The sequence below is a fragment of the Enterobacteriaceae endosymbiont of Macroplea mutica genome, from assembly GCF_012571345.1.
GTDB lineage: Bacteria > Pseudomonadota > Gammaproteobacteria > Enterobacterales > Enterobacteriaceae.
This window is the reverse complement of record NZ_CP046218.1, coordinates 273,315-299,705: the sequence shown is the minus strand read 5'-3', so window position 1 is coordinate 299,705 and position 26,391 is coordinate 273,315. Positions and strand designations below refer to the sequence as shown.

Here is a 26,391-nt window from a genome sequence, read left to right as displayed (position 1 = left end):
AAATTATTTATATAGGAATTGCTATTTATGAATCAAATATTTAATTTTAGTCCTGGTCCGGCAATATTACCACATGAAGTTTTGCAGCAAGTTAAAAAAGAACTATTAAATTGGCATAATTTACATGTATCTGTTATGGAAATTAGTCATCGTAGTACATATTTTATGAAATTAATAAATGTTTTAAAAGATGATTTTAGAGAATTAATGAATATACCAGAAAATTATGATATTTTATTTTGTCAAGGAGGAGCAAGAACACAATTTGCTGCTATCCCTATGAATCTATTAGATTATCATGAACATGCTGAATATATACATACTGGATTTTGGTCTGATAAAGCTATAGAAGAAGCAAAAAAATATTGTATACCATACATTATTAATGTACGAGGAAAAAAAAAAAAAATACATTATATTAAACCAATAACAGAATGGAATTTATTTAATCAAACTAAATATATACATTTATGTCCTAATGAAACTATTGAAGGAATTGCAATTAATGAAGATATCAAAATTAATAATAAAATTATTATTGCTGATTTATCTTCTTATATTTTAACTAAAAAAATTAAAATAAAAAATTATGGACTTATTTATGCAAGTGCACAAAAAAATATTGGACCATCTGGTTTGACATTTATTATTATACGTAAAGATTTGTTAACTAATAATACATATTACAAAAGAAAAGAATTACCATCGGCTCTTAATTATAATATTATCGCTCAACATAATTCTATGTTTAATACACCTCCAACATTTTCATTATATATTACTAGTTTAGTATTAAAATGGTTAAAAACACAAGGCATGACAAAAATATATAGTATTAATCAACAAAAAGCATCAATTATATATAATGTGATAGATCAGAGTAATATTTATAATAATAATATTAATCCACAAAATAGATCTTTAACTAATATTGTTTTTACTTTGCCTAATATTCATCTTGAACAGCTATTTTTAAAATATACAAAAAAAGAAGGACTATTATTTTTAAAAGGACATAGTGCTATAGGAGGTATTAGAGTTTCCATATATAATGCTATGCCTTTAGAAGGTATACAAAAATTAGAATATTGCATGAATACTTTTGAAAAGTTATATACATAAATGTTATAATGGGTAAAATAATACAACAAAAAATTAATCATGAAAAAAATATTAACTTTATATCCTATTAAAAAAATTCATGGTGTTGTAACATTACCAGGATCGAAAAGTATATCTAATAGAGCATTACTATTAGCATCTTTAGCAAAAGGGAAAACTAATTTAATAAATTTATTAGAGAGTGATGATACACGTTATATGATACAATCATTAAAAATGTGTGGGATTAATATCCAAATTACAAACAATAATTGTTATATTCTTGGTAATAATGGTATTTTTAATACTAAAAATAATATGTTATATGTAGGTAATGCAGGGACAGTATTGAGACCATTAACTGCAATATTATCACTTAATATTCAGTGTAACATTACAATAACTGGCGATTCTAGAATGAAAGAACGACCTATAAAACATTTGGTTGATGTTTTAAGATCTGGCGGAGCTAAAATTATTTATTTAGAAAAACAAAATTATCCACCATTAAAATTATATGGAGGTTTTTTAGGTAAAAAACAATTAATTATCGATGGTTCAATTTCTAGTCAATTTTTAACATCTTTATTAATAATATCTCCTTTGCTTAAACATAATACGGTAATTTATATTAAAAATAATCTAGTTTCTAAACCATATATTGATATTACTATAGCATTAATGGAAAAATTTGGTGTTATGATTCATAATGATAATTATCAAAAATTTATTATTCATGGGAATCAGAAATATTGTTCTCCAGGAGAATATATTATTGAAGGTGATGCTTCTTCTGCTTCTTATTTTTTATCAGCAGCTGCCATAAAAGGTGGTACTGTGACATTATATAATATTGATAAACATAGCATACAAGGAGATATACAATATGTTTCTATTTTAAAAAAAATGGGCGCAAAAATTTTTTATGGTAATAACTATATTACATGCCAATATAACAAAACATTAAAAGCAATACAAATGGATATGAATCATATTCCCGATGTTGCTATGACTATTGCAGTAACAAGTTTATTTGCACGGGGTACTACAATTATTAGTAATATTTATAATTGGCGTGTTAAAGAAACAGATCGTTTAGCAGCAATGGCAATAGAATTAAGGAAAACAGGTGCGTATGTTGTTGAGGGAAAAGATTATATTAGTATACAACCGCCAATAACAATACTACCAGTTACTATTGAAACATATAATGATCATCGTATGGCAATGTGTTTTTCATTACTAGCATTATCTAATGTTATAATTAACATTATCAATCCTAATTGCATCAAAAAAACATATCCTAATTATTTTAAAGATTTTAAAAAAATTAGTTTATATAAATAAGTAATATTAATAATAAAATATTCATAATTATTATATCTTATATAAAGTTAATGAGATGGTTGCAGAAACATATTATTCTATGTTAAATTAACTCTATATATAAATAATTATTAATGTATATATATTCATATGATAAATACATAATATTGCAACTAATAATATATATTAGTTATATATTTTTTTGTAAAAAATATATAATCATATATGCATAAAATGGAATTTTATGCTTTCTATTTTTAATAATACTTAATATGATGTAAGCATTATTAATAAAAAATAAAAAGTTAATAATATGGTTGAATCTTTTACTCAATTATTTGAAAAAACAATAAAAAAACAAATTACTAATATTGGTTCGATTGTTAAAGGAACTGTTATTTCTATAAAAAAAGATATGGTATTAATTGATGCTGGATTTAAATCTGAGTCTTCTATACCTATAGAACAATTTAAAAATAACCAAGGTTTATTAGAAATTAAACAAGGAGATATTATTGATGTAGCTTTAGATGCTATAGAAGATGGATTTGGAGAAACTATTCTTTCAAGAGAAAAAGCTAAAAGATACGAATCTTGGATGTTATTAGAAAAAGCACAATTAGGTAAAACTAATATTAATGGCATTATTAATGGCAAAGTGAAAGGAGGGTTTACTGTTGATTTAAATGGTATACGTGCTTTTTTACCAGGTTCATTAGTTGATATTAGACCTATAAAAGATAGTTTCCATTTAGAAGGTAAAGAATTAGAATTTAAAGTAATTAAACTAGATCAAAAACGTAATAATGTAGTGGTTTCCAGAAAAGCCGTAATAGAATCTGAAAATAGCGCGGAGAGAGAACAATTACTTAATAGTTTAAATGAAGGTTTAAAAATTAAAGGTTTAGTAAAAAATTTAACTGATTATGGTGCTTTTGTGGATTTAGGAGGTGTAGATGGTTTATTACATATTACTGATATGTCTTGGAAACGAGTGAAACATCCTAGCGAAATAGTTAGTATAGGTGAGGAAATATTTGTTAAAATCTTAAAATTTGATAAAGAAAAAACACGTGTATCTTTAGGATTAAAACAACTAGGAGAAGATCCATGGATTTCTATTTCTAAACGTTATCCAATTAATACTAAATTAACAGGGAAAGTAACCAATTTAACTGATTATGGTTGTTTTGTAGAAATTGAAAATGGTATTGAAGGTTTAGTACATATTTCTGAAATGGATTGGACGAATAAAAATATTCATCCTACTAAAAAAGTACAAATTAATCATGACGTAGAAGTAATGGTCTTAGATATTGATGAAGAACGTAGAAGAATATCATTAGGAATTAAACAATGCACCGTTAATCCTTGGTTATTATTTGCTAAAAAACATCACAAAGGAGAAAAAGTACAAGGAAAAATAAAATCGATAACAGATTTTGGTATTTTTATTGGTTTATCAGGCGGTATAGATGGTTTAGTACATATTTCAGATTTATCTTGGGAACAAAATGGTGAAGAAGTTGTTAAACAATATAAAAAAGGTGATAATATATCTGCCATTGTATTGCAAGTAGACTCTGAACGTGAAAGAATATCATTAGGAATTAAACAATTACAAGATGATCCTTTAGATTTGTATTATCAAAAATTTAAACAAAATAATACGGTTATTGGCAAAATTATTGTTATTAAAAATAAAACTATAACTATACAATTAAGTAACAATATCCTTGGATATGTTAAATTTAGTGATCATGATAATTATAGTAATCAGCATGTACAAAAATATTTTAAAATTGGTGAACAAATAGAAGGCAAAATAAACTCTATAGACAAAAAAAATCGTGTGGTGCACATACAATTACGTTTAAAAGATATCGAATTATCTGTTAAACATCATATTAATAATAAACAAACTGAAAAAATTTCTAATGTTATGACAGAAGCTTTTAAAGCAGCTAAATGTGAATAAAAAAATGTTTTAATAAACTTAATAAAATATGTTTTTCATTAAAAATAAAAATATATGTATTATATTAGAATTAGATTAACATCGTTTAAACAAAATTGTTATATAGTATGGTGTAAAAAAACATTGTGTGCAGCTATTATTGATCCAGGTAATAGTAGTAATATTACTAATATTATTAGTTATTTATTAAGTAAATATAAATTACTTATTAAAATTATATTAATTACGCATTGCCATTTAGATCATATTAGTACTGCATATGTTTTATCTAAAAAATATCATATCCCGATAATAGGTTCACATGAAGATGATATTGTTTTAATAAAAAATTTAAAATTACAAGCTATGTATTTTAAATTACCATATTGTATATACAAAGATAATAATTGGGTGCAACACAAACAAAGTATTTTTTTAGGGAAAATATTATTTATTGCATATCATTGTCCAGGACACACACCAGGACATGTTATATATTATAATCAAACAACAAATATTTTAATATCTGGAGATATACTATTTACAAATAGTATTGGTAGAACTGATTTTCCTTATAGTAATTATTTACAATTATTAACATCAATAAAACGATATATTTTACCTTTAAATTCGCAAACCTTAATTTTACCAGGACACGAAAAACCAATATATTTATTTAAAATAAAAAAATATAATCAATATATTATAAAAATTTTAACAAATAAYAATATAGATTATATTTAAAATAATGCGTTATGAGGTGTACGTGCATATGGAATAATATCTTTTATATTGTTTATACCGGTTAAATATGATACTAACCGCTCAAATCCTATTCCAAAACCAGAATGTTGAACTGTACCATATTTTCTTATATCTCTATACCACCAATAGTTTGTTTTATCTAAATTTTCTTCTAATAATCTTTGATCTAAAATATTAATTCTGTGTTCTCTTTGTGAACCGCCAATTATTTCTCCGATACCAGGAAATAATATATCCATCGAAGCTACGGTTTTATTGTCTGTATTTAAATACATATAAAATGCTTTAATATGTTTAGGATAATTATATATAATAACTGGGCTATTAAAATATTGGTTTGTTAAATATTTTTCGTGTTCTATAGATAAATCTTGTCCCCAAGAAATTTTGTTTAATCCTGATATTTTACTTGCTTGTAAAATATCTATAGCTTTTGTATATTTTATAGTATTATATTCTTTTAATTGAATCTTATTAATTTTTTCCAATAAATTTTGTTTAGTTTTAGAAGATAAAAAATTAATTTCATCAAGATTATTTATTAATATCTTTTTACAAACATATTGTAACATTTTTTTTATAAAACGAATTATATCAAATAATGTCGCAAATGCTATTTCAATTTCTAACATCCAAAATTCAGCTAAATGTCGTGTTGTATTAGAATTTTCTGCTCTGAACGTTGGCCCAAAAGTATACACTTTGGACATTGCACATGCGTATGTTTCTAAATGCAACTGTCCAGATACTGTTAAAAATGATTTTTTATTAAAGAAATTATGTTTTTTTATTATATTATTAGTATTATTTTGAATAATATTGTTATTTTTTAAAGTTGTTATATTAAACATTTTACTACATCCTTCAGTATCTAAAGTAGTAATAATAGGTGTATGTATCCAAAAAAAATTTTTTTTATGTAAAAAGTGTTGTATATACATAATAATATGATGTTTTAAACGCATAATACTACTAATAGTTTTAGTTCTTGCACGTAAATGAGAAACTTCTCGTAAATATTCTAAAGTATGTTGTTTAGTTGAAATAGGATATGTATCAGGATTTTTTACCCAACCTACAATTTTTATTTTGCTTGCATATATTTCATATTTTTGTTTTTTTTTAAGTGATAAACTAAGTTTTCCCGTAATGCTTATAGAACATCCAGTAGTTATTAATAATATTTCATTATCATAGTTATAAATATCTTTTTTTTTTGCGATAACTTGAATATCTTGGGGACAAGAACCATCATATACATCGATAAAAGATATATTACTTTTAGAATGTCTTTTACAACGTACCCAACCTCTTATAATAATTTTAGTATCAACAGTAATTTTTTCTGATATTATATCAACGATATTAGTTAATAATTCCATTATTAGTRTTCCTTTAATTTTAATAAATAAAATCTATAGTAATGTTGTTATTATTTTTTATAATATATTAATTAAATATATAATAATGTGCAATTTTTTAAATACGTAATAAAACACGTGCATTATGTTCTGTTACATGTTGCAACATATAAATATCCTCATTTCTGTATAAAGAAATTTTTTTTATTAAATTATATAGTAAAGCAGGTTCGTTACGTCCTTTATATGTTGTGTAAATATCAGGATATTTATCTTTAAATAATAAATATGGAGAATCAGATCCAGTAACAAGTTTGTTTTGTGGTATTAAAAAAATATCATTATATGATGAAGAACGATATTTTTTATTAAAAAATGTTTCTGAGATGCCAATAGCTAAATTCATGTCTAAACATGTTTCTAATTCATATGTATTTCCTGAAAAACAATGTATAACTGATACAGGTATTTTGCCTATCCATTTTTTGAGTATGGCAGTAAAATCATTAAATGCATTACGACAATGCAATAATACAGGTAAATTATATTGTGCAGCTAATTCTAATTGTGCATTAAAAACATATAATTGTTCTTTTACAGTAGAATAGTTTCTATAATAATCTAAACCGCATTCTCCTAATATAATTATTTTAATAGTATTCTGTTCTATTAAGGAAGATATTTTTTGAGATGAATGTTTTGTCCATAAATTAGCATAATGAGGATGTACACCAACGGATGACCAGCAAAATACATATTTCGTAGCAATGTGATATGCTAATTTACTATCTTGAATTGTACTTCCAAGAATTAACATGCCATTTATATTATTTTGTATTGCTCGATTAATTACTAATTCTCTATCTCGACTAAATCGTATATGAGTTAAATTAACACTAATATCAAACATATGTTTTTGTTCCAAAAATTTATTTATTAATAAAATTTGTATTAATTTTTTGAGTAACTTCAATACCTAAATCTTTAAAACTTTCCACTTGTGTAACAATATTACTTCTTCCTTGTAATAATTTTTTAATAATAATATTATAATTATGTTGTAATTTATTTAATTTTTTTTCAAAAGTTAATATATCATCTATAAATAATTTAATTTTATTATATAATTTTGTTGCTTTATTAGCTAATAAAATAGCATTCTCATTTTTTTTTTCTATAGTCCATAAATTATAAATAGTTTTTAATGCAATCATTAATGTTGTTGGACTAGTAATCATAATATTATATTTAAGTGCTTCGTATAGCATGGAAGGTGTATGATTAATAGCTAATAAAAATGCAGATTCTATAGGAATAAACATTATGATATAATCTAATGATGTAACATTATATAAATCATGATAATTTTTATTATCTAATGAACGTAGATGATTTTTAATAGATAAAATATATTCATTTAAAGCTTGTTTGCGTATAATTTTATCATAACTATTATAATATTTTTCATAAGATATTAATGTTACTTTAGCATCAATAATAATATTGTTATTATTAGGTAATTTAATAATTATATCGGGTTGTAAAGTTTTTTCATGTTCTATCATATATATTTTTTTTTGCAGTTCATATTCATGTCCTTGTCTTAAACCAGATTCTTCTAATATTTTTGTTAAAATAAATTCACCCCAATTACCTTGTAATTTATTATTACCTTTTAAAGCTTGCGTTAAATTATTAGCTTCTTGTGAAATATGCATATTTAATTTTTTTAGTTTTTTTAATTCATATATAAAAATATTACGTTCTATAGATTCTTTATGTATATTTTCTTTAATTGTTTTTTGAAATGTTTCGATTTGTTTTTTAAAAGGATATAAATTATGCATCATATCATTATTATTTTGTTCGTCAATTTTCTTAGTTAATTTTTGAAATTGTTCATATAATTTATTATAATTATCCGTAATAAATTTTTCTTTTTGATAAAAAAAATTTTTGATATCATACAACTTATTAGTTAGAATCTTAATTTCGGATTTTAACTCCGCTATTTTATTTGTTTGTTGTAAAATGATATTTTTAAAATTGATATTATCTTTTTGACAAGATTTTAAATATTCTAATTTCTCTATATTTTTAATACATATTATTTCAACTTTTTTAAGTTGTATTTTTAAAAATATATTTTTTTCTTTATATTTCACTATTTTTTTTTCTATTAAATCATATTTATGCTCTTTTGATACATATTCTTTTATTATCTTTTTTTTTTGATATAACTTATGCATAAAATAAATATATTGTTTTTTATACAGAAATTTAAAAACTATTAGTGTACATATTTCTATTAAAAGAAATATAAATCTATTATCTATCAATATCATTATAAATATAAACCTTGTTTAATTAATATTTTAGTTGACATTTCGTAATAAATATGGGTTAATTATTATATAATGTGTATTAGGCTTGTAGCTCAGATGGTTAGAGCACACCCCTGATAAGGGTGAGGTCGGTGGTTCAAATCCGCTCAAGCCTATTACAATTTATGGGGGCTATAGCTCAGTTGGTAGAGCATCTGTTTTGCACACAGAGGGTCAGCGGTTCAAATCCGCTTAGCTCCACAAAATTTTTTTTATAGTGTTATTTTTTAAATAAAAAAGATATCATTTCTTGTTCTAATAATTTAATATGTTTAATATTATTCATATTTAAATTATGTTCGTTAATTAGTTTGGTTTGTTGAATTAACCATTTTCCCCATGCTTTTTGTGATATGTGATGGAATATTTGTTCTCCTAATTTTCCGGGATATACAACATGTTCTAATCCAATTAATAACATGTTATAATGGTGACAAAAAATTTTTCTCATTATATAATATTCTCTTTATTTATATTAATAAATATTAATATACTATATAAATGGTGTTTTTATTTATATTAATAAAAAAGATTATGCATTATATTAAAAGTTTTGTTAACCGATCTCGCAAAATAAGTCATCATATAAAAACATTTTATCAAAAATATTTTTATAATTTTCATATTAAATATATAAGAAAAAAAATAAATTTATCATATATATTTCATAATAATAAACCAATAATTTTAGATATTGGTTTTGGTTCAGGTGAATTACTAATTAATTTATGTCAATATAATCAGCAATATAATTTTGTTGGCATCGAAGTTTATTTATTAGGTATTATACAATGTTTAAAACAAGTTGTTTATCATCATATTAATAATATTAAATTTATATATTATGATGCTTTTTATGTTTTAAAATATATGTTAGCTAATGAATCTATTGGTATAATACAAATATATTTCCCTGATCCTTGGAATAAAAAAAAACATAATAAACGTAGATTAATTAATCAATATTATCTTAATATTATTTTTAATAAAATTCAAAATAATGGGCTGTTATATATAGTAACAGATTCGTATACATATTATTTAAAAATAAAATCATGCATACAAAATATTCATTATTATAATTATGTGATAAATCCATCTAAAGAATATAAACATATATATAAAATACATAAACAAAATTTTTTTTTTATAACAAAATTTTGGGAAAAAGCCAAAACAAATAATTGTAAAATATATTTTTTAGAATATAAAAAATATATTTTAATTAAATAAAAATTTCTAGAAAATCATTTAAAAATAAATATCCTTTTTTTGTTATTATAAAATATTTATTATTTTGTTTTAAATATCCATATAATATAGCTTGTGTAATAAATGGTAGTATAAAAGACATAGTTAATCTAGTATTTATTATCAGTTCTTTTTTTTTAATTTTTTTAAACAAACGTGCTCTATTTAAAAAAAAATTAAATAACTTATCTTTTTTAGAAAAATAATCTATATGAGTAATATAATTACCTAACATATATTTTTGGAAATTTTTATTTTTAATGATATGTATAGTTTGAAAATTTATATCCGTAATTTTACTATGTGCAGAACAACCTAAGCCTAAATAATCTTTATTATACCAATAATTTAGATTATGTTGACATTTATCTTTTTTACTTTTAGAAAATGAGGAAATTTCATAATGTATATATTTATATTTATGAAAAATTTTATGACCTAATATAAACATTTTCCATAATAATTCTTCATGTGGTAACTGATAATGTTTATATTGACTATTTTTCACACTTAGTTGATACCACGAAATATGATTTGGTCTTAAAGATAATGCCTGATATAAATCATTTGACATTTCTTCTAAAGTTTGTCCTGGCAAACCATACATTAAATCTATATTAATATTATTTATATGTTTTGCAGTTAAAATATTTATAGTATTATAAATATCTGAAACAGTATGCATTCTTCCTAAGATATGTAAATATTTTTCATTAAAGCTTTGTGCACCAATAGAAATACGATTAATTTGTTTGCTATATTTTATAATATTATCATGATGTTTATATGTTGGATTAATTTCCATAGATATTTCTATATTTAGTGGAATATATACTAATTTTTTTATTTCATATAATAAATATTGTATAAATTCTGTTTTTATTAAATTTGGCGTACCACCACCGAAAAAAATACTTGTAACATATATATACTGTTTTAAAACAAACAAAGTATTTTTTAGATCTAAAATTATATGATCTATATATTTTTTCTGCATTGTTTCATCTGTATGTTTATTAGTAATATTTATGGAAAAAAAATCACAATACCAACATTTTTTAATACACCAAGGTATATGTATGTACAAACTACAATTAATGTATTTATTAATGTACATAATATATAAATTTTATATTATAAACCATAATTGCGGGAAAAGATCCATAGCTACAAAATTCATACAATATAACATTAAACTAATAATGAATGGAGTAATATCTATATTACCAATAGGTGATATAATTTTTTGTATTGGTTGTATTATTTGATCTGTTAAAACAATTAATATATAATCAAAATCATTAGAACTCCTATTAAACCAACTAAATACAGAACGTATAGTGATTAACCAAAAAATTAAATATCCTAATGCTTTACACAATACAAGYAAACCGATAAAAATTAATGTAATAAAATTATGAAATGGTATGTTTTTGGCATTTAATAACATTAAAAGGGGATATTTGATATTAATCAATACAACTAAAATTATTATTGACGATAACTCTATATTTTTAATATTAGGAAAAAAAGTTTTAATAGGTTGTACTATTGGTTTAGATATCATGTTAATAAATGTCGCAAAAGTATTATATGTATTTTGTATCGTATAAAAAATCCATATTCTTAATATTAACATTAAGATTAAAATATCCATTATATTACGAAATAAAAATATTACAACTGACATATTTATAAACCTCATATTTTATAATAAAAATTATTATATATAATAATAATTATTATTTGGGAAATATTTATTTATTTATTTTAATATTAAAATTTACTTTAATAAAAAAAACATTATCTGGCATTAAACCAGCTTTGTAAAATAATAGAAGCTGATATAGCATCAATATCATATTTATATAATTTTTTCCATCCACCATCAGAAAATATCATATTTTTAGCTTCTACAGTACTTAATCGTTCATCATATAATTCTACATGAATATTAAATTTATTATTTAAATTATATGCAAATTTTTTAGTTAATGTTGTAATATATTGTGTGCTACCATCCATATTTAACGGTAAACCAACAATCATTTTTTTAGGTTTCCAGGTATTTATTAACTGACCTAATAATAACCAATTAATTTGTCCATCTTGTTTTTTATTTTTAATTACTTTTAAAGCATGAGCAATTTTTATTATTGTTTGCCCTACAGCAACACCTATATTTTTGGTACCGTAATCAAATGCTATTATAGTCATAATATATTTTTATATGAGATATGTTTTTTATAATAAATTATATGTTAAAATATCTTTTTACATTTAACAAATAAAAGATTAACTATTTTATAGTTAAAATGCATTCTAGAATATTTATTAATATAATTTTATCAAATGAATGATATTCAATATATTTATATATTGCTTTATTTGTGTTTTATCAGTCATAATGATAAAATTGTCGTTAATTTATTAATAAAAAATAGTAATATAGGTCCTCTCTAAATATTTAAATTTATAGAGGTTATTTTAATTTTACAATAGGAGACTCTGGTCTAATGCAGAACCAAAGAATCCGTATTCGTTTAAAAGCGTTTGATCATCGTTTAATAGATCAATCTACAGCAGAAATTGTAGAAACTGCTAAACGTACAGGAGCTCAAGTACGTGGTCCTATCCCTTTGCCAACAAAAAAGGAAAAATTCACAATTTTAATTTCACCACATGTTAATAAAGATGCTAGGGATCAATATGAAATTAGAACACATAAACGTTTAGTAGATATTGTAGAACCTACAGAGAAAACTGTAGATGCATTGATGCGTTTAGATTTAGCTGCTGGTGTTGATGTGCAAATTAGTTTGGGTTAATTATTACCCATATAACAAAATATATTTTTAAAAAAATGGTGGTCATATAATATGATAAGTTTAATCGGTAAAAAAAAAGGGATGACACGAATTTTTACTGAAGATGGTTTATCTATTCCAATAACAGTTATACAATTTGATAATATTTATGTCATACAAATTAAGACTATAACTAATGATGGATATAATGCTATTCAGATGTCAACAGGTATCAAAAAAAATAATCGTGTAAATAAAGCTGAAACTGGACATTTTGCTAAAGCAAAAACTAATATTGGATGTATTTTATGGGAAACACATTTAAATAATATACAATCTTATCATATAGGCCAAAAGATTAGTATTGCAGTTTTTCAAAAAATTTATAAAGTTGATATCACAAGTTTATCTAAAGGTAAAGGCTTTTCTGGTACTGTTAAAAGATGGAATTTTAGTATGCAAGATGCTAGTCATGGTAATTCTCTATCACATAGAGTGCCTGGATCAATTGGACAAAATCAAACTCCAGGTAAAGTTTTTAAAGGCAAAAAAATGTCTGGACAATTAGGTAATAAAAAAGTTACTGTCCAAAATTTAAAAGTGATTAAATTAGATATTAAAAAAAATATTATTTTAATAAAAGGTTCTACACCAGGTTTTACAGGAACTAATGTTCTAGTTAAACCTGCAATCAAACATTATCCTATATAATTATCAAATATAATATTTTGCAGGATATATCATGGAAATAATAACAAGAGATACTAAAGAAAAAATAATTATTTCTGATAATATTTTTAATAAAACTTATAATTCATCTTTAATACATCAAGTCATTAAATATTATCAAAATATAGGACGTCAGGGAACAAAAGCACAAAAAAGTAGAGGAGAAGTTAAAGGATCTGGCAAAAAACCATGGAAACAAAAAGGTACTGGTAAAGCTAGAGCAGGTACTGTAAAAAGTCCACTTTGGCGTTCTGGTGGTGTAACTTTTGCTACAAAAAATAAAATTTATAAACCGAAAATAAATAAAAAAATGTATCGTAATGCCTTAAAAATAATTTTTTCAGAATTATATAGAACTAATAGATTAGTTTTATTACAAGATTTTTTAATTACACAACCCAAAACTAAAGTTTTAATTACTAAATTAAAGGCATTAGATATACAACAAGTGTTGATTATTACTACCTTAATAGATAAAAATTTATTTTTAGCATCACGAAATCTATATTATGTACAAGTTACAAATTCCATTAATATTAACCCAGTTAATTTAATTACAAAACAATATACTCTAATTACTATAAATGCAATTAAACATTTAGAAGAACGACTACAATCATGATGATACATAATTATTTTACAATTTTACAAGCGCCACATATATCTGAAAAAACATCTTTAAATACAAAAAAAAATAATATCGTAATAATAAAAATTTTAAAAAAAGCTTCTAAAAAAGATATACAAATATCTATTGAAAAAATTTTTAATGTAAAAGTTAAAAATATTAATACTCTTATTATTAAAGGAAAATTTAAAAAAAATAAAAAAAATAATTATTTTTATCCTACCTGGAAAAAAGCATATATAACTTTACAAAAAAATTATAATATCGATTTTAATATTAATATTCATTAGCATGGACAGTTTATAATATGATAATTAAAAAATATAAACCTACGTCTCCTGGACGTCGTCATATGGTAAAGATAAAAAGTTCATTTTTATATAAAGGCGCGCCATATAAATTAAAAACAGAAAAAAAAAGTAAAACTGGCGGACGTAATAATAATGGACGTATTACAACACGACATATTGGCGGTGGACATAAACAAGTTTATAGAATTATAGATTTTAAACGTAATAAAGACAATATTATTGGTACAATAGAACGCATTGAATATGATCCTAATCGTACGTCTCATATTGCTTTAATTATATATGCAGATGGCGAAAGACGTTATATTTTATTACCAAAAAATTGCAAAACTGGTGATATTATACAATCTGGAGATAATGTAGATATTAGATATGGTAATGCATTACCGATCAAAAATATTCCTATTGGTACTATATTGCATAATATCGAAATAAAACCTGGTAAAGGCGGACAAATTGCACGTTCTGCTGGTTCTTATGTACAACTAATAGCACGGGAAGATTCTTATGTAAGTATAAGATTACGTTCAGGAGAAATTAGAAAAATTCAATCATCCTGTAGAGGTACTATAGGTGAAGTTAGTAATAATAAACATATGTTAAGATCATTTGGTAAGGCAGGAGCTAAACGTTGGGTTGGTATTAGGCCAACAGTTAGAGGAACTGCAATGAATCCAATTGATCATCCACATGGTGGTGGTGAAGGTAAAAATTTTGGTAAGCATCCAGTAACACCATGGGGGAAACAAACAAAAGGTAAAAAAACACGAAAAAATAAAAAAACAGAAAAATATATCATCAAACATCGTCATAAATAAATTCATTTAATCATGTAATTTGAAAAGGTTAATTTATATGCCGCGTTCTTTAAAAAAAGGTCCATTTATTGATCGACATTTATTAAAAAAAATTGAACATAATATTAATACAAGTACTAAAAAAACAATACGTACTTGGTCAAGACGTTCTACAATATTACCTAATATGATTGGTTTAACTATTTCTGTACATAATGGTAGACAACATTTACCAATATTTATTACTGACGAAATGGTAGGACATAAATTGGGTGAATTTGCACCTACTAGAACATATCGTAGTCATATTGCAGATAAAAAAATTAAAAAAGTTTTAAAATAAAATAATTATTGTTTATATATAAAGAGGATAAATGGAAATTATTGCAAAACATAAATATGCACGTTCTTCCGCACAGAAATTAAGATTAATTGCTAATATTATTCGTGGCATGCATATATCTAATGCGTTAGATATTCTCAATTTTTCTCAAAAAAAAGCATCTTTTTTAATAAAAAAAGTATTAAATTCTGCAATATCTAATGCTGAACATAATTATGGTATTAATATTGATCATTTAATAATATCTAAAATTTTTATAGATATAGGTACTAATATGAAACGCATCATGCCAAGAGCTAAAGGACGTTCAGATCGTATATTAAAACATACTAGTCATATTACTATTATTTTATCTAATAATATAAAATAGGGAAACATATTTATGGGACAAAAAACACATCCTAATGGTCTTCGATTAGGTATTATTAAAACATGGAATTCAACTTGGTTTGCAAGTACAAAAAATTTTKCAAATTATTTATATAATGATTATAAAGTACGACAGTTTTTATATAAAAAATTAATCAAAGCTTCAATTACACGTATTTTAATTGAAAGACCGTCTAAAAGTATTAAAGTTACTATTTATACTGCTCGTCCTGGTATTGTTATTGGTAAAAAAGGCGAAGATGTAGAAAAACTTAGAAAAGCAATTTTAAAAATTACTAAAGTGCCAACACAAATTAATATTACAGAAATCAGAAAACCAGAACTAGAAGCTAAATTAGTAGCTGATATTATAGCAGTACAATTAGAAAAAAGAATTATGTTTAGAAGAGCTATGAAAAGAGCAATACAAAATACTATGAGATTAGGTGCGCAAGGTATTAAAATAGAAATTAGTGGACGTTTAGGAGGAGTAGAAATTGCACGTACTGAATGGCACAGGGAAGGAAGAGTACCACTGCACACGTTAAGAGCTGATATAGATTATAGTTTTTCGGAAGCTCACACAACKTTTGGTATTATAGGTGTTAAAGTATGGATTTTTAAAGGAGAAATTTTGAATAAAGTTGTGCATGATAAAAATATAGTGCCTAAATTAAAAAATAATTCTTATAAATTTTATCGTAAAATACGGAAATAATTGAGGTTTTTATATTATGTTACAACCAAAACGTACAAAATTTAGAAAAATACAAAAAGGACGTAATCGTGGTACTATTACCATGAATATTGCATTTGGTTTATATGCATTAAAAGCTATTAGTAGAGGGCGTATAACTTCTAAACAAATAGAATCAGCCAGGAGAGCGATTAGCAGAGCTGTTAAACGTCAAGGGAAAATTTGGATACGAATTTTTCCAGATAAACCCATTACTAAAAAACCATTAGAAGTTCGTATGGGTAAGGGTAAAGGTAATGTAGAATATTGGGTATCTTTAATACAACCTGGAAGAATATTATACGAAATCGATGGTGTTACTGAAGAGATTGCACGCGATGCATTTCGTTTAGGTACGGCTAAGTTACCAGTAAAAACAGTATTTTTAAACAAAAATTAGTGTTTATCAAAATATGAATATAAAAAAAATATTAGAACATAATAATATACCAGAATTACAAAAAGAATTATTAGCTTTATTTAAAGAACAATTTAATTTAAAAATACAATTACAATCAGGACAATTAAAACAAACACATTTATTAAAAAAAGTAAGAAGAAATATTGCTCGTATTAAAACAATTTTATTACAAAAAAATATTAAATAAGGTTTAATATATGATAAAAAATATCCGAACTTTAAAAGGTACAGTAGTGAGTAATAAAATGAATAAGACTATTGTTGTCAAAATTAATAAATTAATTAAACATCCTATTTATGGTAAATTTATTAATCGTACAACAAAATTACATGTTCATGATGAAGCCAATTCTTGTAATATTGGTGATATTGTATCTATAAAAGAATGTCGACCATTATCTAAAACTAAATCATGGATATTAGTCAATATTATGCATACTCTAACAACATAAATATTTGTATGATCCTTAATCAAAACCACTATAACATTACTTTTGATATATGAATATCACATAGGAAATTATATATTATGATACAAACAAATACCATACTAAATGTAGCTGATAATTCTGGCGCACGTAGTGTAATGTGTATAAAAATTTTAGGAGGTTCTAAGCGTCGTTATGCTAATATCGGCGATATTATTAAAATAACTATTAAGGAAGCTATTCCTAGAGGAAAAGTAAAAAAAGGAGATGTTTTAAAAGCTGTTATTGTACGTACTAAAAAAGGTATTAGTCGTTTTGATGGTTCTTATATTCGTTTCGATCATAATTCTTGTGTATTACTAAATGACAGTAATGAACAACTAATTGGTACACGAGTATTTGGACCTATTACTAGAGAACTAAGAACAGATAAATTTATGAAAATAATTTCTTTAGCACCAGAAGTTATTTAAATTTTAGAGAAATATTTATGGCTAATAAATTACATATTAATGACATGGTTATTGTTATAACAGGTAAAGATAAAGGGAAAACAGGACATATTAAGTCTTTTAAAAATACACAATATGTTCTTGTGGAAGGTGTCAATTTTGTTAAAAAACATCATAAACCAAATCCAAGAATTTCTTATCCTGGTGGTATTATTCAACAAGAAGCTTATATACATATTTCTAACATTGCCATACTTAATAACCAAACAGGTAAATCTGATCGTATCGGTTTTAAGATACATAAAGATAAAAAAATACGTTTTTTAAAATCTAATCATGTCAATATTCATGATAAATAGGAAAGATTATGTATGTCACGAATATATCATAAATATAAAAAAAAAATAATACCAAAATTAATGTCTCATTTTAAATATCATTCTATTATGCAAGTACCATGTATTAAAAAAATAGTGCTTAATATAGGTATAGGTAAAGTAGTTAGTAATAAAAAATTATTAGAAAATGCAATACAAAATTTAACGATTATCAGTGGTCAAAAAGCAATTAAAACACAATCAAGAAAATCAATTGCTGGTTTTAAAATTCGTAAAGGAGATTATATTGGGTGTAAAGTAACATTAAGAAAAATAAACATGTGGCATTTTTTTGAACGTTTACTATGGATAGCAATACCACGTATTAGAGATTTTCGTGGATTTTCTCCTAGATCTTTTGATGGTTTTGGTAATTATAATATAGGAATAAAAGAACATATTATTTTCCCAGAAATTAATTTTGATAAAATAGATCATATATGTGGTTTAAATATTGCAATTAATACTAATTGTCAAACTAATAAAGAAGGATATACATTATTATCTGCGTTTAATTTCCCATTTAAGGATATGAAAAATTATGGCTAAAGAATCTATTAAAGCTCGTGAAAAAAAACGTGTTAAATTAGGCAATAAATTTTTTTTAAAAAGAAAAAAATTAAAAAAAATTATTTCTAATTTAAATACGACAGATAAAAAACGTTGGGATGCTATTTTTAGTTTGCAATCATTACCAAGAGATTCTAGTGTATCCCGTCAAAGAAATAGATGTCAATTAACAGGCAGACCACATGCTTATTTAAGAAAATTTGGATTAAGTAGAATGAAATTACGAGAAGCTGCAATGAGGGGCGATATCCCAGGATTGAAAAAATCTAGCTGGTAAATATAAATTTTATAAATTAGAGGTTATATTAACATGAGTATACAAGATCCGATTGCTGATATGTTAACACGTATTCGCAATGGTCAATTATCTAAAAAATCTGAAGTAATTATGCAATATTCAAAATATAAACAAGCTATTGCACAAGTTTTACAAAATGAAGGTTATATTAAAAATTTTTTTATCATTAAACAAAAACATATACAGCTTGGTATTATTTTAAAATATTTTAATGGCCAAGGAGTTATTGAAACTATTCATTATGTTAGYAAACCAGGATTAAGAATATATAAAAAAAAGAATAAATTACCTAAAGTAATGACTGGTTTAGGTATAACTATTATTTCTACATCAAAAGGTGTCATTACAGATTATACAGCTCGTAAATATGGTATTGGCGGCGAAATTATTTGTTACGTTACTTAATCATTATTATAAGGGAAAATATATAAAGATGTCTCGTATAGCTAAAAGACCTATTATCATTAATAATAATATAGAAGTAACTATTCATAAACAAACAGTAACAATAATAGGTAATAAAGGTTTTTTAAAAAAAACATTTCATGTATCTGTCAATATTATTTTAAAAAATAAAACAATATTATTTCTTCCTAAACATGAATATGTAGATGCATGGGCACATGCGGGTACTGCAAGATCTATTGTAAATTCTATGATGATTGGAGTAACAAAAGGTTTTGTAAAAAAATTAATATTATCTGGCATAGGATATAAAGCGACATTAAAAGATAATATTATACATTTATTATTAGGTTTTTCACATCCAATTTTGTATAAATTACCTAATAGTGTAGTTGGAACATGTATTAATCAAAATGAGATTATATTACATAGTTTTGATAAACAACTTTTAGGACAAGTAGCATCGGATATTAGAGCATATAAACCACCAGAACCGTATAAAGGTAAAGGAATACGTTATGATAATGAAAAATTAAAAATAAAAGAAACTAAAAAAAAATAGGATAAATATAATATATATGATTATTAAAAAAAATATTGCTCGTATGAAACGAGCAAAAAAATTAAGAAAAACATTAGTAAATAATAAAAATGTACGTTTAGTTATACATCGTACTTCACGTCATATCTATGCGCAAATTTTTGATACACAAAATATAGTATTAGTAACTTCTTCTACAGTAGAAAAAAAGAATAAAATTACATTATCTTATACGGGCAATATTCAAGCTGCAGGTTTAATAGGACAACAAATAGCAAAGAGAGCCATACAAAAAGGTATTATTAAAATATCATTTGATCGTTCTGGTTTTAAATATCATGGACGCGTAAAAGCTTTAGCGGAAGCTGCACGTAGTGCAGGTTTACAATTTTAAATTTAATTTATAATTAAAAAGGAGTTATGGATGATACATTATTATTCTAAAGATAATAATTTTGAATATAAAGAAAAGTTAATTCATGTTAATAGAGTATCTAAAACAGTTAAGGGAGGTAGAATTTTTTCTTTTACTGCTTTAACTGTGATAGGTAATGGTAAAGGTCGCGTAGGTTTTGGATATGGCAAAGCACGTGAAGTTCCTAATGCTATACAAAAAGCTATGGAATATGCTAAAAAGAACATGATTAATGTTTGTTTAAAACAACAAACTATACAATATCCTATGAAAGGGCATCATACTGGAACATACGTATTTATGCAACCAGCATCAGAAGGCACTGGAATTATTGCAGGTGGAGCAATGAGATCATTATTAGAAGTAGCAGGTATTTATAATATTCTTGCTAAAACTTATGGTTCTACTAATCCCATTAATGTTATTAAAGCTACTATGAAATGTTTATCTACAATGAAAAACATTAATATGATTGCTGCAAAAAGAAATAAAACTATTAAAGAAATAGAGAGAAATATTAATAATGTTAAAAAATATTTATATTACACAAACTAAAAGTGCTATAGGCAGATTACCTAAACATAAACGCATTTTAGTTAGTTTAGGTTTAAAATATATTGGACATACCGTTACAAAAAAAAATACACCCATTATTTTAGGTATGATACGTAAAATTTCTTATATGTTAAAAGTGAGTAATTAAGATGCATATAAATACTTTTTATATTAATCCAGACGCTAAAAAACATAAAAAAAGATTAGGACGGGGTATTGGTTCTGGAACAGGTAAAACATGTGGTAAAGGACATAAAGGACAAAAAGCACGAGCAGGTTATAAAATTAATAGATCTTTTGAAGGGGGGCAAACTCCTTTACATAGAAGATTACCTAAATTTGGTTTTACATCAAAACGCAAGCAATACCATAAAGAAATTAATCTAAATGATTTATCAAAAATAGATACTCAAGATGTTACTTTACAAGTCCTACGACATTTTAAGATAATTAATAAAAAAATAAAACATGTTAAAATTATAAATACTGGCATACTTAATAATAGTAAAAATATTTTAAATCTTTCTTGTACGAATAGTGTTAAAAATATACTCATAAAGTTAGGTAGTAAAATTAAGGAATAATTGAATACATGATTAAGCCATTTAAACAATCGATACTACAAAATACTAAACAGAATTTTCATGAATTAAAAGAAAGATTATTATTTTTATTAGGAGCATTAATAATTTTTCGTATAGGATCTTTTATTCCTATACCAGGGATTAATATTGATATATTAAATCATATTTTTTTTCAGCAAAACAATACTATACTAAATTTATTTAATATATTTTCTGGTGGTGCATTAAGTAGATCATCTATTTTTGTATTAGGTGTTATGCCATATATTTCYGCTTCTATTATTTTACAAATACTAACATCTATACACCCTAAATTAATAAAAATAAAAAAAGATGGAGCTATAGGCAGAAAAAAAATTAATAAATATATAAAATATACAACATTATTATTAGCTATTATACAAGCAATAGGTATATCTACTGGTTTGCCCCACGTACCAGGCATGGAAAATTTAGTATTGCACCCTGGTATCAGATTTATATGTGTATCTGTATTAACATTAGTCACCGGTACAATGTTTTTAACATGGCTAGGCAACCAAATAACTCATCGTGGTATTGGTAATGGTATTTCTATTATGATTGTTATGGGTATTATTTCTAGTATACCATTACATATAAAAATTATGTTAGCACACATTAAACATGGTAACTTAAATTTTTATTTAATATTATTTATGTGTATAATAATATTATTATTAATATATATTATTGTTTTTATCGAACAAGGCCAAAGAAGAATTCTTGTACATTATGCAAAACAACATTACAATAAATATATACATAGTATGTCTAATATTACGTATTTACCACTAAAAATTAATATGGCTGGGGTAATGCCTGCTATTTTTGCAGCAAGTATTCTTTTATTTGCTTCTACTATTTTTTTTTGGTTAGGACATTTCCCATATTTATATTGTTTTTATAAAATTGCTATATCTTTACAACCAGGTAAACCATTCTATGTTTTGTTATATATATGTACAGTGTTGTTTTTTTGTTTTTTTTATACTTTAATTATTTTTCATCCTAAAGAAATTGCAGATAATTTAAAAAAAACTGGAGCATATATACCAGGAATTAGACCAGGAATACAAACATCAAAATATATTTTTGCAATTATGTCTAGATTAAATTTTTCTGGTAGTTTATATATTAGTTTTATATGTTTAGTACCTACTATTATACGTAATTTAACCCATATTACACTGTATTTTGGCGGTACTTCATTGTTAATAATAGTGGTAGTAATGATAGAATTAATTATTCAAGTACAAACCATTATGATATCTAAACAATATGACTCTATTATGAAAAAAATTAATTTTAAAAAATAATATTTATATTATTGAAATAGGATTATATGATGAAAGTACGTACTTCAGTTAAAAAATTATGTCGAAATTGTAAAATCATTCGTAGAAATAGAGTTGTTTATGTTATTTGTAATGCAGATCCTAAACATAAACAAAGACAAGGATAATAATAAAAATATATTTAGATTATAAAATTTTTTTATTTTAATTTATATAAAGGCATATCAAAATGGTTAGAATAGCAGGAACTAATATACCAGATAATAAAAGAACTATTATTGCCATTAAATATATTTATGGTATAGGTAAATCTCATTCATTACAAATTTGTAAAAATATTAATATTTCTTTAAAAACCAAAATAAACCAATTAACAGAAAAGCAAATAGAATTATTAAGGTTAGAAATATCTAAATTTGTTATAGAAGGAGATCTAAGACGCCAAACAAGTTTAAATATTAAAAGATTAGTAGATTTAGGATGTTATAGAGGTTTAAGACATCGTAAAGGTCTACCTGTAAGAGGACAACGTACTAAAACTAATGCTCATACTAGTAAAAAAAATAGTAAATATCTGAAAAAATAATATATTATATGCGAGAAACAATATGGTTAAAATAAAAACAGAAAAACAAAATAAAAAAAATACGAGAAAAAATATTATAGATGGTATCGCACATATACATGCTTCTTTTAATAATACTATTATTAGTATTACAGATAGACAAGGCAATATATTAGGATATGCCACAGCTGGAGGCTCTGGTTTTAGAGGTTCTCGTAAATCTACACCATTTGCCGCACAAGTAGCAACAGAAAAATGTATAGAAAATATTAGGAATTATGGTATTAAAAATTTAGAAGTTATGATTAAAGGACCTGGACCAGGCAGAGAATCTACTATACGCGCATTAAATAATGCAGGCTTTCATATTACTAATATAACAGATGTAACACCAATACCACATAATGGTTGTCGTCCTCCCAAAAAAAGAAGAGTATAAATATATTTATTTAAATAAGGGGAATTAATATGGCAAAATATTTAGGGCCAAAATTAAAATTAAGTAGACGTGAAGGAACGGATTTATTTTTAAAATCTAATGTACGTGATATTAATACAAAATGTAAATTAGAACAAAGTCCTGGACAACATGGTTTTAAAAGACCAAGATTATCAGATTATGGCATACAATTACGTGAAAAACAAAAATTACGTAGAATATATGGCGTATTAGAAAAACAATTTCGTAATTATTATATAAAATCTTTACGTTCAAAAGGTAATACTGGTTATAATTTGTTATGTTTATTAGAACGAAGACTAGATAATATTGTATATAGGATAGGTTTTAGTGCAACAAGAGCTGAGGCACGACAATTAATTAATCATAAATGTATACAAATTAATCATCATGTTGTTAATATTCCTTCTTATCAAGTTTCTCCTGCAGATAAAATCACTGTTGTTGAAAAATCTAAAAAACAATTACGTATTAATGCAGCTTTAGAATTAGCTCAACAAATAGAAAGTTGTGTTTGGATCACAACTGATAAAAAAAAAATGGAAGGCATATTTATAAGATTACCAAAAAGATCAGAATTATCATCAGATATTAATGAACATTTAATTGTTGAATTATATTCAAAATAATTTTTAATAATATTATATATAGAGAATACATATATGCAATATAATTCTATTACAAAATTTTTAAAACCACGTTTAGTAGATATTAAATATATTACTACTACGATAGTACGAGTAACATTGTCACCTTTAGAACGTGGTTTTGGACATACATTAGGTAATGCATTAAGAAGAGTATTATTATCTTCTATGCCTGGATATGCAGTTACAGAAGTCGAAATTGAAGGTATATTACATGAATTTAGTGCTAAAGAAGGTATACAAGAAGATATTATTGAAATATTATTAAATTTAAAAAATTTAGCTATTAAAACACATAATCAAAAAAAAGAAATGATATTACATATTGAGAAATGTGGTATCAGTGTAGTAAAAAATGCTGATATTATACATAATAATGATGTAGAAATTGTTAATCCTGATAATGTTATTTGTAATATAACAGATAAAAATACTACAATTAAAATGAAACTAAAAATAGAATTAGGTAGAGGATATATATCTGCACAAACTAGAATGCAAAATAAAGAATATAGTAGTAAATCTAGTAGACCTATAGGAGTCTTATTGGTAGATGCATCTTATAGTCCAATAGAACGTGTTATTTATTATATTGAATCTGCACGGGTACAACAAAGAACTGATTTAGATAAACTAATTATAGAAATAGAAACTAATGGAACTATAGATCCTGAAGAAGCTATTAGAAACGCAGCAACTATTCTTTCTGAACAATTGCAAACATTCGTTAATTTAAGTGATATTAAACAAGAAGAAAAGAAAGAAGACAAACCAGCTTTTGATCCTATTTTATTACATTCAGTAGATGATTTAGAATTAACTGTGAGATCCGCAAATTGTTTAAAAGCGGAAGCAATACAACTAATTGGGGATCTAGTACAACGGACAGAAGTAGAATTATTAAAAACACCTAATCTTGGTAAAAAATCTTTGACAGAAATAAAAGATATATTAGCAACTAAAGGATTAACATTAGGAATGAGATTAAAAAATTGGCCATCTAAAAATAATGCAGATAAAAAATAAAATGTATTATAAATGATATGATATCCAATAATATTGGTAGCAGTATATATGATTATATTAATGATGAAAGTGGAGGTTTTGTTTTTATGCGTCATAGAAAAGCAGGGCGTTATTTCAATATGAATAGTAGTCAACGTAGATCATTATTTATTAATTTAGTGAATGCTTTAATTGATAAAGAAATTATTAAAACAACCTTAGTTAAAGCAAAAGAATTAAGACGTGTAATTGAACCTTTAATTACTAGAGCAAAAAAAAATACTATTGCTAATAAAAGATTTATCCGAACTAAAATTAATAATAAAGTTAATCTTATAAAATTATTTGCTGTATTAGCAGTAAGATTTCATAATAGAATGGGAGGATATACACGCATCATTAAATGTGGTTTTAGAACTGGAGATCATGCACCTCTCGCTTATATAGAACTTATGGATAGAAAAAAATAAAATAAAATATATATTTT

At 24.2% G+C, this 26,391-nt stretch carries 40 protein-coding genes and 2 tRNA genes; 35 read left to right on the top strand and 7 right to left on the bottom strand.

From position 1 onward, the window contains the following. Positions 1–27 precede the first annotated feature (27 nt). The 4 genes from serC (at position 28) to GJT87_RS01465 (ending at position 5,128) form a co-directional block, all read left to right on the top strand. Positions 28–1,122 carry a 3-phosphoserine/phosphohydroxythreonine transaminase gene (gene serC / locus GJT87_RS01480; RefSeq protein ID WP_168895651.1) on the top strand — a complete coding sequence of 365 codons (1,095 nt, stop codon included), beginning with the start codon at positions 28–30 and terminating at the stop codon, positions 1,120–1,122. 39 nt (positions 1,123–1,161) lie between these two features. Further along, positions 1,162–2,448: a 3-phosphoshikimate 1-carboxyvinyltransferase gene (gene aroA / locus GJT87_RS01475; protein ID WP_168895650.1), complete on the top strand. Its 1,287-nt coding sequence runs from the start codon at positions 1,162–1,164 to the stop codon at positions 2,446–2,448. Between the two features lie 292 nt (positions 2,449–2,740). Continuing rightward, positions 2,741–4,405 carry a 30S ribosomal protein S1 gene (gene rpsA, locus GJT87_RS01470; protein WP_168895649.1) on the top strand — a complete coding sequence of 555 codons (1,665 nt, stop codon included), beginning with the start codon at positions 2,741–2,743 and terminating at the stop codon, positions 4,403–4,405. Between the two features lie 54 nt (positions 4,406–4,459). Next, positions 4,460–5,128 carry an MBL fold metallo-hydrolase gene (locus GJT87_RS01465; RefSeq protein WP_168895648.1) on the top strand — a complete coding sequence of 223 codons (669 nt, stop codon included), beginning with the start codon at positions 4,460–4,462 and terminating at the stop codon, positions 5,126–5,128. On the opposite strand, the gene asnS is transcribed toward GJT87_RS01465, so the two are convergent. The 3 genes from asnS to rmuC all read right to left on the bottom strand — a co-directional run bounded on the left by asnS (position 5,125) and on the right by rmuC (position 8,759). Beyond that, positions 5,125–6,531, bottom strand: a complete 1,407-nt coding sequence (gene asnS / locus GJT87_RS01460) for an asparagine--tRNA ligase (protein ID WP_168895647.1) — start codon at positions 6,529–6,531, stop codon at positions 5,125–5,127. The genes GJT87_RS01465 and asnS overlap by 4 nt on opposite strands. Positions 6,532–6,628: 97 nt before the next feature. Then, on the bottom strand, positions 6,629–7,420 hold the full coding sequence (locus GJT87_RS01455; protein ID WP_168895646.1) for a TatD family hydrolase: 792 nt from the start codon (positions 7,418–7,420) through the stop codon (positions 6,629–6,631). A 19-nt stretch (positions 7,421–7,439) separates the two neighbouring features. Next, a complete protein-coding gene (gene rmuC, locus GJT87_RS01450) occupies positions 7,440–8,759 on the bottom strand; it encodes a DNA recombination protein RmuC (protein WP_168895645.1) in 1,320 nt (439 codons plus the stop codon). A gap of 177 nt (positions 8,760–8,936) precedes the next feature. Here rmuC and GJT87_RS01445 point away from each other — a divergent pair. Beyond that, positions 8,937–9,010: transfer RNA gene (locus GJT87_RS01445), tRNA-Ile, on the top strand. Positions 9,011–9,022: 12 nt separating this feature from the next. Next, positions 9,023–9,095 (top strand) — tRNA-Ala (locus GJT87_RS01440). Positions 9,096–9,114: 19 nt separating this feature from the next. On the opposite strand, the gene GJT87_RS01435 is transcribed toward GJT87_RS01440, so the two are convergent. Further along, positions 9,115–9,345: an oxidative damage protection protein gene (locus GJT87_RS01435; RefSeq protein WP_168895644.1), complete on the bottom strand. Its 231-nt coding sequence runs from the start codon at positions 9,343–9,345 to the stop codon at positions 9,115–9,117. Between the two features lie 83 nt (positions 9,346–9,428). Between GJT87_RS01435 and trmB the strand changes: the two genes are divergently transcribed. Next, the gene (gene trmB / locus GJT87_RS01430; RefSeq protein ID WP_168895643.1) at positions 9,429–10,127 is read left to right on the top strand and encodes a tRNA (guanosine(46)-N7)-methyltransferase TrmB; all 699 of its coding nucleotides are present in this window, start codon (positions 9,429–9,431) and stop codon (positions 10,125–10,127) included. Here trmB and hemW read toward each other — a convergent pair. The 3 genes from hemW to ruvX form a co-directional block, all read right to left on the bottom strand. Beyond that, the gene (gene hemW / locus GJT87_RS01425) at positions 10,120–11,262 is read right to left on the bottom strand and encodes a radical SAM family heme chaperone HemW (RefSeq protein WP_168895642.1); all 1,143 of its coding nucleotides are present in this window, start codon (positions 11,260–11,262) and stop codon (positions 10,120–10,122) included. The genes trmB and hemW overlap by 8 nt on opposite strands. Before the next feature lie 12 nt (positions 11,263–11,274). Continuing rightward, the gene (locus GJT87_RS01420; RefSeq protein ID WP_168895641.1) at positions 11,275–11,835 is read right to left on the bottom strand and encodes a YggT family protein; all 561 of its coding nucleotides are present in this window, start codon (positions 11,833–11,835) and stop codon (positions 11,275–11,277) included. Between the two features lie 113 nt (positions 11,836–11,948). After that, positions 11,949–12,362 (bottom strand): Holliday junction resolvase RuvX, encoded by a 414-nt coding sequence (gene ruvX, locus GJT87_RS01415; protein WP_168895640.1) that lies wholly within the window; start codon positions 12,360–12,362, stop codon positions 11,949–11,951. Between the two features lie 299 nt (positions 12,363–12,661). Between ruvX and rpsJ the strand changes: the two genes are divergently transcribed. The 28 genes from rpsJ to rplQ all read left to right on the top strand — a co-directional run bounded on the left by rpsJ (position 12,662) and on the right by rplQ (position 26,374). Then, positions 12,662–12,973, top strand: coding sequence for a 30S ribosomal protein S10 (gene rpsJ / locus GJT87_RS01410; RefSeq protein WP_168895639.1), 312 nt, complete (start codon positions 12,662–12,664; stop codon positions 12,971–12,973). 51 nt (positions 12,974–13,024) lie between these two features. Then, positions 13,025–13,663 carry a 50S ribosomal protein L3 gene (gene rplC / locus GJT87_RS01405; RefSeq protein ID WP_168895638.1) on the top strand — a complete coding sequence of 213 codons (639 nt, stop codon included), beginning with the start codon at positions 13,025–13,027 and terminating at the stop codon, positions 13,661–13,663. A 31-nt stretch (positions 13,664–13,694) separates the two neighbouring features. Continuing rightward, positions 13,695–14,303: a 50S ribosomal protein L4 gene (gene rplD, locus GJT87_RS01400; protein ID WP_168895637.1), complete on the top strand. Its 609-nt coding sequence runs from the start codon at positions 13,695–13,697 to the stop codon at positions 14,301–14,303. Next, complete coding sequence (locus GJT87_RS01395; RefSeq protein WP_168895636.1) at positions 14,300–14,599, top strand: 50S ribosomal protein L23; 300 nt, start codon at positions 14,300–14,302, stop codon at positions 14,597–14,599. The genes rplD and GJT87_RS01395 overlap by 4 nt, the downstream gene beginning before the upstream one ends. Positions 14,600–14,616: 17 nt before the next feature. Continuing rightward, positions 14,617–15,438 carry a 50S ribosomal protein L2 gene (rplB, locus tag GJT87_RS01390; RefSeq protein WP_168895635.1) on the top strand — a complete coding sequence of 274 codons (822 nt, stop codon included), beginning with the start codon at positions 14,617–14,619 and terminating at the stop codon, positions 15,436–15,438. Positions 15,439–15,475: 37 nt separating this feature from the next. Continuing rightward, positions 15,476–15,760: a 30S ribosomal protein S19 gene (gene rpsS, locus GJT87_RS01385; protein WP_168895634.1), complete on the top strand. Its 285-nt coding sequence runs from the start codon at positions 15,476–15,478 to the stop codon at positions 15,758–15,760. 31 nt (positions 15,761–15,791) lie between these two features. Beyond that, entirely contained in the window at positions 15,792–16,130 is a 339-nt protein-coding gene (rplV, locus tag GJT87_RS01380) for a 50S ribosomal protein L22 (protein WP_168895633.1), read from the top strand. Positions 16,131–16,142: 12 nt separating this feature from the next. Next, entirely contained in the window at positions 16,143–16,847 is a 705-nt protein-coding gene (gene rpsC, locus GJT87_RS01375; protein ID WP_168895632.1) for a 30S ribosomal protein S3, read from the top strand. 16 nt (positions 16,848–16,863) lie between these two features. Continuing rightward, positions 16,864–17,265, top strand: coding sequence for a 50S ribosomal protein L16 (gene rplP / locus GJT87_RS01370; RefSeq protein WP_168895631.1), 402 nt, complete (start codon positions 16,864–16,866; stop codon positions 17,263–17,265). A gap of 13 nt (positions 17,266–17,278) precedes the next feature. After that, positions 17,279–17,473 (top strand): 50S ribosomal protein L29, encoded by a 195-nt coding sequence (gene rpmC / locus GJT87_RS01365; protein WP_168895630.1) that lies wholly within the window; start codon positions 17,279–17,281, stop codon positions 17,471–17,473. A gap of 10 nt (positions 17,474–17,483) precedes the next feature. Continuing rightward, positions 17,484–17,738 carry a 30S ribosomal protein S17 gene (gene rpsQ / locus GJT87_RS01360; protein WP_168895629.1) on the top strand — a complete coding sequence of 85 codons (255 nt, stop codon included), beginning with the start codon at positions 17,484–17,486 and terminating at the stop codon, positions 17,736–17,738. A gap of 77 nt (positions 17,739–17,815) precedes the next feature. After that, positions 17,816–18,187 carry a 50S ribosomal protein L14 gene (gene rplN, locus GJT87_RS01355; protein ID WP_168895628.1) on the top strand — a complete coding sequence of 124 codons (372 nt, stop codon included), beginning with the start codon at positions 17,816–17,818 and terminating at the stop codon, positions 18,185–18,187. Between the two features lie 17 nt (positions 18,188–18,204). Then, on the top strand, positions 18,205–18,525 hold the full coding sequence (gene rplX / locus GJT87_RS01350) for a 50S ribosomal protein L24 (protein ID WP_168895627.1): 321 nt from the start codon (positions 18,205–18,207) through the stop codon (positions 18,523–18,525). A gap of 12 nt (positions 18,526–18,537) precedes the next feature. After that, on the top strand, positions 18,538–19,092 hold the full coding sequence (gene rplE, locus GJT87_RS01345; protein WP_168895626.1) for a 50S ribosomal protein L5: 555 nt from the start codon (positions 18,538–18,540) through the stop codon (positions 19,090–19,092). Beyond that, positions 19,085–19,390 (top strand): 30S ribosomal protein S14, encoded by a 306-nt coding sequence (gene rpsN, locus GJT87_RS01340; protein WP_168895625.1) that lies wholly within the window; start codon positions 19,085–19,087, stop codon positions 19,388–19,390. Before rplE ends, rpsN begins: the two co-directional genes overlap by 8 nt. 33 nt (positions 19,391–19,423) lie before the next feature. Continuing rightward, complete coding sequence (gene rpsH / locus GJT87_RS01335) at positions 19,424–19,816, top strand: 30S ribosomal protein S8 (RefSeq protein WP_168895624.1); 393 nt, start codon at positions 19,424–19,426, stop codon at positions 19,814–19,816. 28 nt (positions 19,817–19,844) lie between these two features. Continuing rightward, the gene (rplF, locus tag GJT87_RS01330) at positions 19,845–20,378 is read left to right on the top strand and encodes a 50S ribosomal protein L6 (RefSeq protein ID WP_168895623.1); all 534 of its coding nucleotides are present in this window, start codon (positions 19,845–19,847) and stop codon (positions 20,376–20,378) included. 22 nt (positions 20,379–20,400) lie between these two features. After that, positions 20,401–20,751 (top strand): 50S ribosomal protein L18, encoded by a 351-nt coding sequence (rplR, locus tag GJT87_RS01325; RefSeq protein ID WP_168895791.1) that lies wholly within the window; start codon positions 20,401–20,403, stop codon positions 20,749–20,751. 30 nt (positions 20,752–20,781) lie between these two features. Continuing rightward, positions 20,782–21,327 carry a 30S ribosomal protein S5 gene (gene rpsE / locus GJT87_RS01320; RefSeq protein WP_168895622.1) on the top strand — a complete coding sequence of 182 codons (546 nt, stop codon included), beginning with the start codon at positions 20,782–20,784 and terminating at the stop codon, positions 21,325–21,327. Next, positions 21,296–21,475 (top strand): 50S ribosomal protein L30, encoded by a 180-nt coding sequence (gene rpmD / locus GJT87_RS01315; protein ID WP_168895621.1) that lies wholly within the window; start codon positions 21,296–21,298, stop codon positions 21,473–21,475. The genes rpsE and rpmD overlap by 32 nt, the downstream gene beginning before the upstream one ends. Before the next feature lies 1 nt (position 21,476). Continuing rightward, positions 21,477–21,911: a 50S ribosomal protein L15 gene (gene rplO / locus GJT87_RS01310; protein ID WP_168895620.1), complete on the top strand. Its 435-nt coding sequence runs from the start codon at positions 21,477–21,479 to the stop codon at positions 21,909–21,911. A gap of 8 nt (positions 21,912–21,919) precedes the next feature. Then, positions 21,920–23,248 (top strand): preprotein translocase subunit SecY, encoded by a 1,329-nt coding sequence (gene secY, locus GJT87_RS01305; protein ID WP_168895619.1) that lies wholly within the window; start codon positions 21,920–21,922, stop codon positions 23,246–23,248. A gap of 29 nt (positions 23,249–23,277) precedes the next feature. Beyond that, on the top strand, positions 23,278–23,394 hold the full coding sequence (gene rpmJ / locus GJT87_RS01300; protein WP_168895790.1) for a 50S ribosomal protein L36: 117 nt from the start codon (positions 23,278–23,280) through the stop codon (positions 23,392–23,394). 62 nt (positions 23,395–23,456) lie between these two features. Beyond that, positions 23,457–23,813 (top strand): 30S ribosomal protein S13, encoded by a 357-nt coding sequence (gene rpsM, locus GJT87_RS01295; protein WP_168895618.1) that lies wholly within the window; start codon positions 23,457–23,459, stop codon positions 23,811–23,813. A 22-nt stretch (positions 23,814–23,835) separates the two neighbouring features. Beyond that, positions 23,836–24,231, top strand: coding sequence for a 30S ribosomal protein S11 (gene rpsK / locus GJT87_RS01290; RefSeq protein WP_168895617.1), 396 nt, complete (start codon positions 23,836–23,838; stop codon positions 24,229–24,231). Between the two features lie 29 nt (positions 24,232–24,260). Beyond that, positions 24,261–24,881 carry a 30S ribosomal protein S4 gene (gene rpsD, locus GJT87_RS01285; protein ID WP_168895616.1) on the top strand — a complete coding sequence of 207 codons (621 nt, stop codon included), beginning with the start codon at positions 24,261–24,263 and terminating at the stop codon, positions 24,879–24,881. Positions 24,882–24,914: 33 nt separating this feature from the next. Continuing rightward, positions 24,915–25,925: a DNA-directed RNA polymerase subunit alpha gene (locus GJT87_RS01280; RefSeq protein WP_168895615.1), complete on the top strand. Its 1,011-nt coding sequence runs from the start codon at positions 24,915–24,917 to the stop codon at positions 25,923–25,925. 86 nt (positions 25,926–26,011) lie between these two features. After that, positions 26,012–26,374, top strand: coding sequence for a 50S ribosomal protein L17 (gene rplQ / locus GJT87_RS01275; protein ID WP_168895789.1), 363 nt, complete (start codon positions 26,012–26,014; stop codon positions 26,372–26,374). Positions 26,375–26,391 lie beyond the last annotated feature (17 nt).

Excerpts from the sequence above, each read along its gene's own strand:
- GJT87_RS01455 (WP_168895646.1), bottom strand. The coding sequence starts at position 7,420 with ATGTTTGATATTAGTGTTAATTTAACTCATATACGATTTAGTCGAGAT.
- hemW (WP_168895642.1), bottom strand. The coding sequence starts at position 11,262 with ATGTACATTAATAAATACATTAATTGTAGTTTGTACATACATATACCT.
- rpsJ (WP_168895639.1), top strand. The coding sequence starts at position 12,662 with ATGCAGAACCAAAGAATCCGTATTCGTTTAAAAGCGTTTGATCATCGT.
- rplB (WP_168895635.1), top strand. The coding sequence starts at position 14,617 with ATGATAATTAAAAAATATAAACCTACGTCTCCTGGACGTCGTCATATG.
- rplF (WP_168895623.1), top strand. The coding sequence starts at position 19,845 with ATGTCTCGTATAGCTAAAAGACCTATTATCATTAATAATAATATAGAA.
- rpsE (WP_168895622.1), top strand. The coding sequence starts at position 20,782 with ATGATACATTATTATTCTAAAGATAATAATTTTGAATATAAAGAAAAG.
- GJT87_RS01395 (WP_168895636.1), top strand. The coding sequence starts at position 14,300 with ATGATGATACATAATTATTTTACAATTTTACAAGCGCCACATATATCT.
- trmB (WP_168895643.1), top strand. The coding sequence starts at position 9,429 with ATGCATTATATTAAAAGTTTTGTTAACCGATCTCGCAAAATAAGTCAT.
- rplD (WP_168895637.1), top strand. The coding sequence starts at position 13,695 with ATGGAAATAATAACAAGAGATACTAAAGAAAAAATAATTATTTCTGAT.
- rplN (WP_168895628.1), top strand. The coding sequence starts at position 17,816 with ATGATACAAACAAATACCATACTAAATGTAGCTGATAATTCTGGCGCA.
- rpmJ (WP_168895790.1), top strand. The coding sequence starts at position 23,278 with ATGAAAGTACGTACTTCAGTTAAAAAATTATGTCGAAATTGTAAAATC.
- rpsM (WP_168895618.1), top strand. The coding sequence starts at position 23,457 with ATGGTTAGAATAGCAGGAACTAATATACCAGATAATAAAAGAACTATT.
- rplC (WP_168895638.1), top strand. The coding sequence starts at position 13,025 with ATGATAAGTTTAATCGGTAAAAAAAAAGGGATGACACGAATTTTTACT.
- rplO (WP_168895620.1), top strand. The coding sequence starts at position 21,477 with ATGCATATAAATACTTTTTATATTAATCCAGACGCTAAAAAACATAAA.
- aroA (WP_168895650.1), top strand. The coding sequence starts at position 1,162 with ATGAAAAAAATATTAACTTTATATCCTATTAAAAAAATTCATGGTGTT.
- serC (WP_168895651.1), top strand. The coding sequence starts at position 28 with ATGAATCAAATATTTAATTTTAGTCCTGGTCCGGCAATATTACCACAT.
- rpsS (WP_168895634.1), top strand. The coding sequence starts at position 15,476 with ATGCCGCGTTCTTTAAAAAAAGGTCCATTTATTGATCGACATTTATTA.
- rpsA (WP_168895649.1), top strand. The coding sequence starts at position 2,741 with ATGGTTGAATCTTTTACTCAATTATTTGAAAAAACAATAAAAAAACAA.
- rpsN (WP_168895625.1), top strand. The coding sequence starts at position 19,085 with ATGGCTAAAGAATCTATTAAAGCTCGTGAAAAAAAACGTGTTAAATTA.
- rpsQ (WP_168895629.1), top strand. The coding sequence starts at position 17,484 with ATGATAAAAAATATCCGAACTTTAAAAGGTACAGTAGTGAGTAATAAA.
- rplP (WP_168895631.1), top strand. The coding sequence starts at position 16,864 with ATGTTACAACCAAAACGTACAAAATTTAGAAAAATACAAAAAGGACGT.
- GJT87_RS01280 (WP_168895615.1), top strand. The coding sequence starts at position 24,915 with ATGCAATATAATTCTATTACAAAATTTTTAAAACCACGTTTAGTAGAT.
- rplQ (WP_168895789.1), top strand. The coding sequence starts at position 26,012 with ATGCGTCATAGAAAAGCAGGGCGTTATTTCAATATGAATAGTAGTCAA.
- rplE (WP_168895626.1), top strand. The coding sequence starts at position 18,538 with ATGTCACGAATATATCATAAATATAAAAAAAAAATAATACCAAAATTA.
- rpsK (WP_168895617.1), top strand. The coding sequence starts at position 23,836 with ATGGTTAAAATAAAAACAGAAAAACAAAATAAAAAAAATACGAGAAAA.
- rmuC (WP_168895645.1), bottom strand. The coding sequence starts at position 8,759 with ATGCATAAGTTATATCAAAAAAAAAAGATAATAAAAGAATATGTATCA.
- rpmC (WP_168895630.1), top strand. The coding sequence starts at position 17,279 with ATGAATATAAAAAAAATATTAGAACATAATAATATACCAGAATTACAA.
- rpsD (WP_168895616.1), top strand. The coding sequence starts at position 24,261 with ATGGCAAAATATTTAGGGCCAAAATTAAAATTAAGTAGACGTGAAGGA.
- rpmD (WP_168895621.1), top strand. The coding sequence starts at position 21,296 with ATGTTAAAAAATATTTATATTACACAAACTAAAAGTGCTATAGGCAGA.
- asnS (WP_168895647.1), bottom strand. The coding sequence starts at position 6,531 with ATGGAATTATTAACTAATATCGTTGATATAATATCAGAAAAAATTACT.
- GJT87_RS01435 (WP_168895644.1), bottom strand. The coding sequence starts at position 9,345 with ATGAGAAAAATTTTTTGTCACCATTATAACATGTTATTAATTGGATTA.
- rplX (WP_168895627.1), top strand. The coding sequence starts at position 18,205 with ATGGCTAATAAATTACATATTAATGACATGGTTATTGTTATAACAGGT.
- rplV (WP_168895633.1), top strand. The coding sequence starts at position 15,792 with ATGGAAATTATTGCAAAACATAAATATGCACGTTCTTCCGCACAGAAA.
- ruvX (WP_168895640.1), bottom strand. The coding sequence starts at position 12,362 with ATGACTATAATAGCATTTGATTACGGTACCAAAAATATAGGTGTTGCT.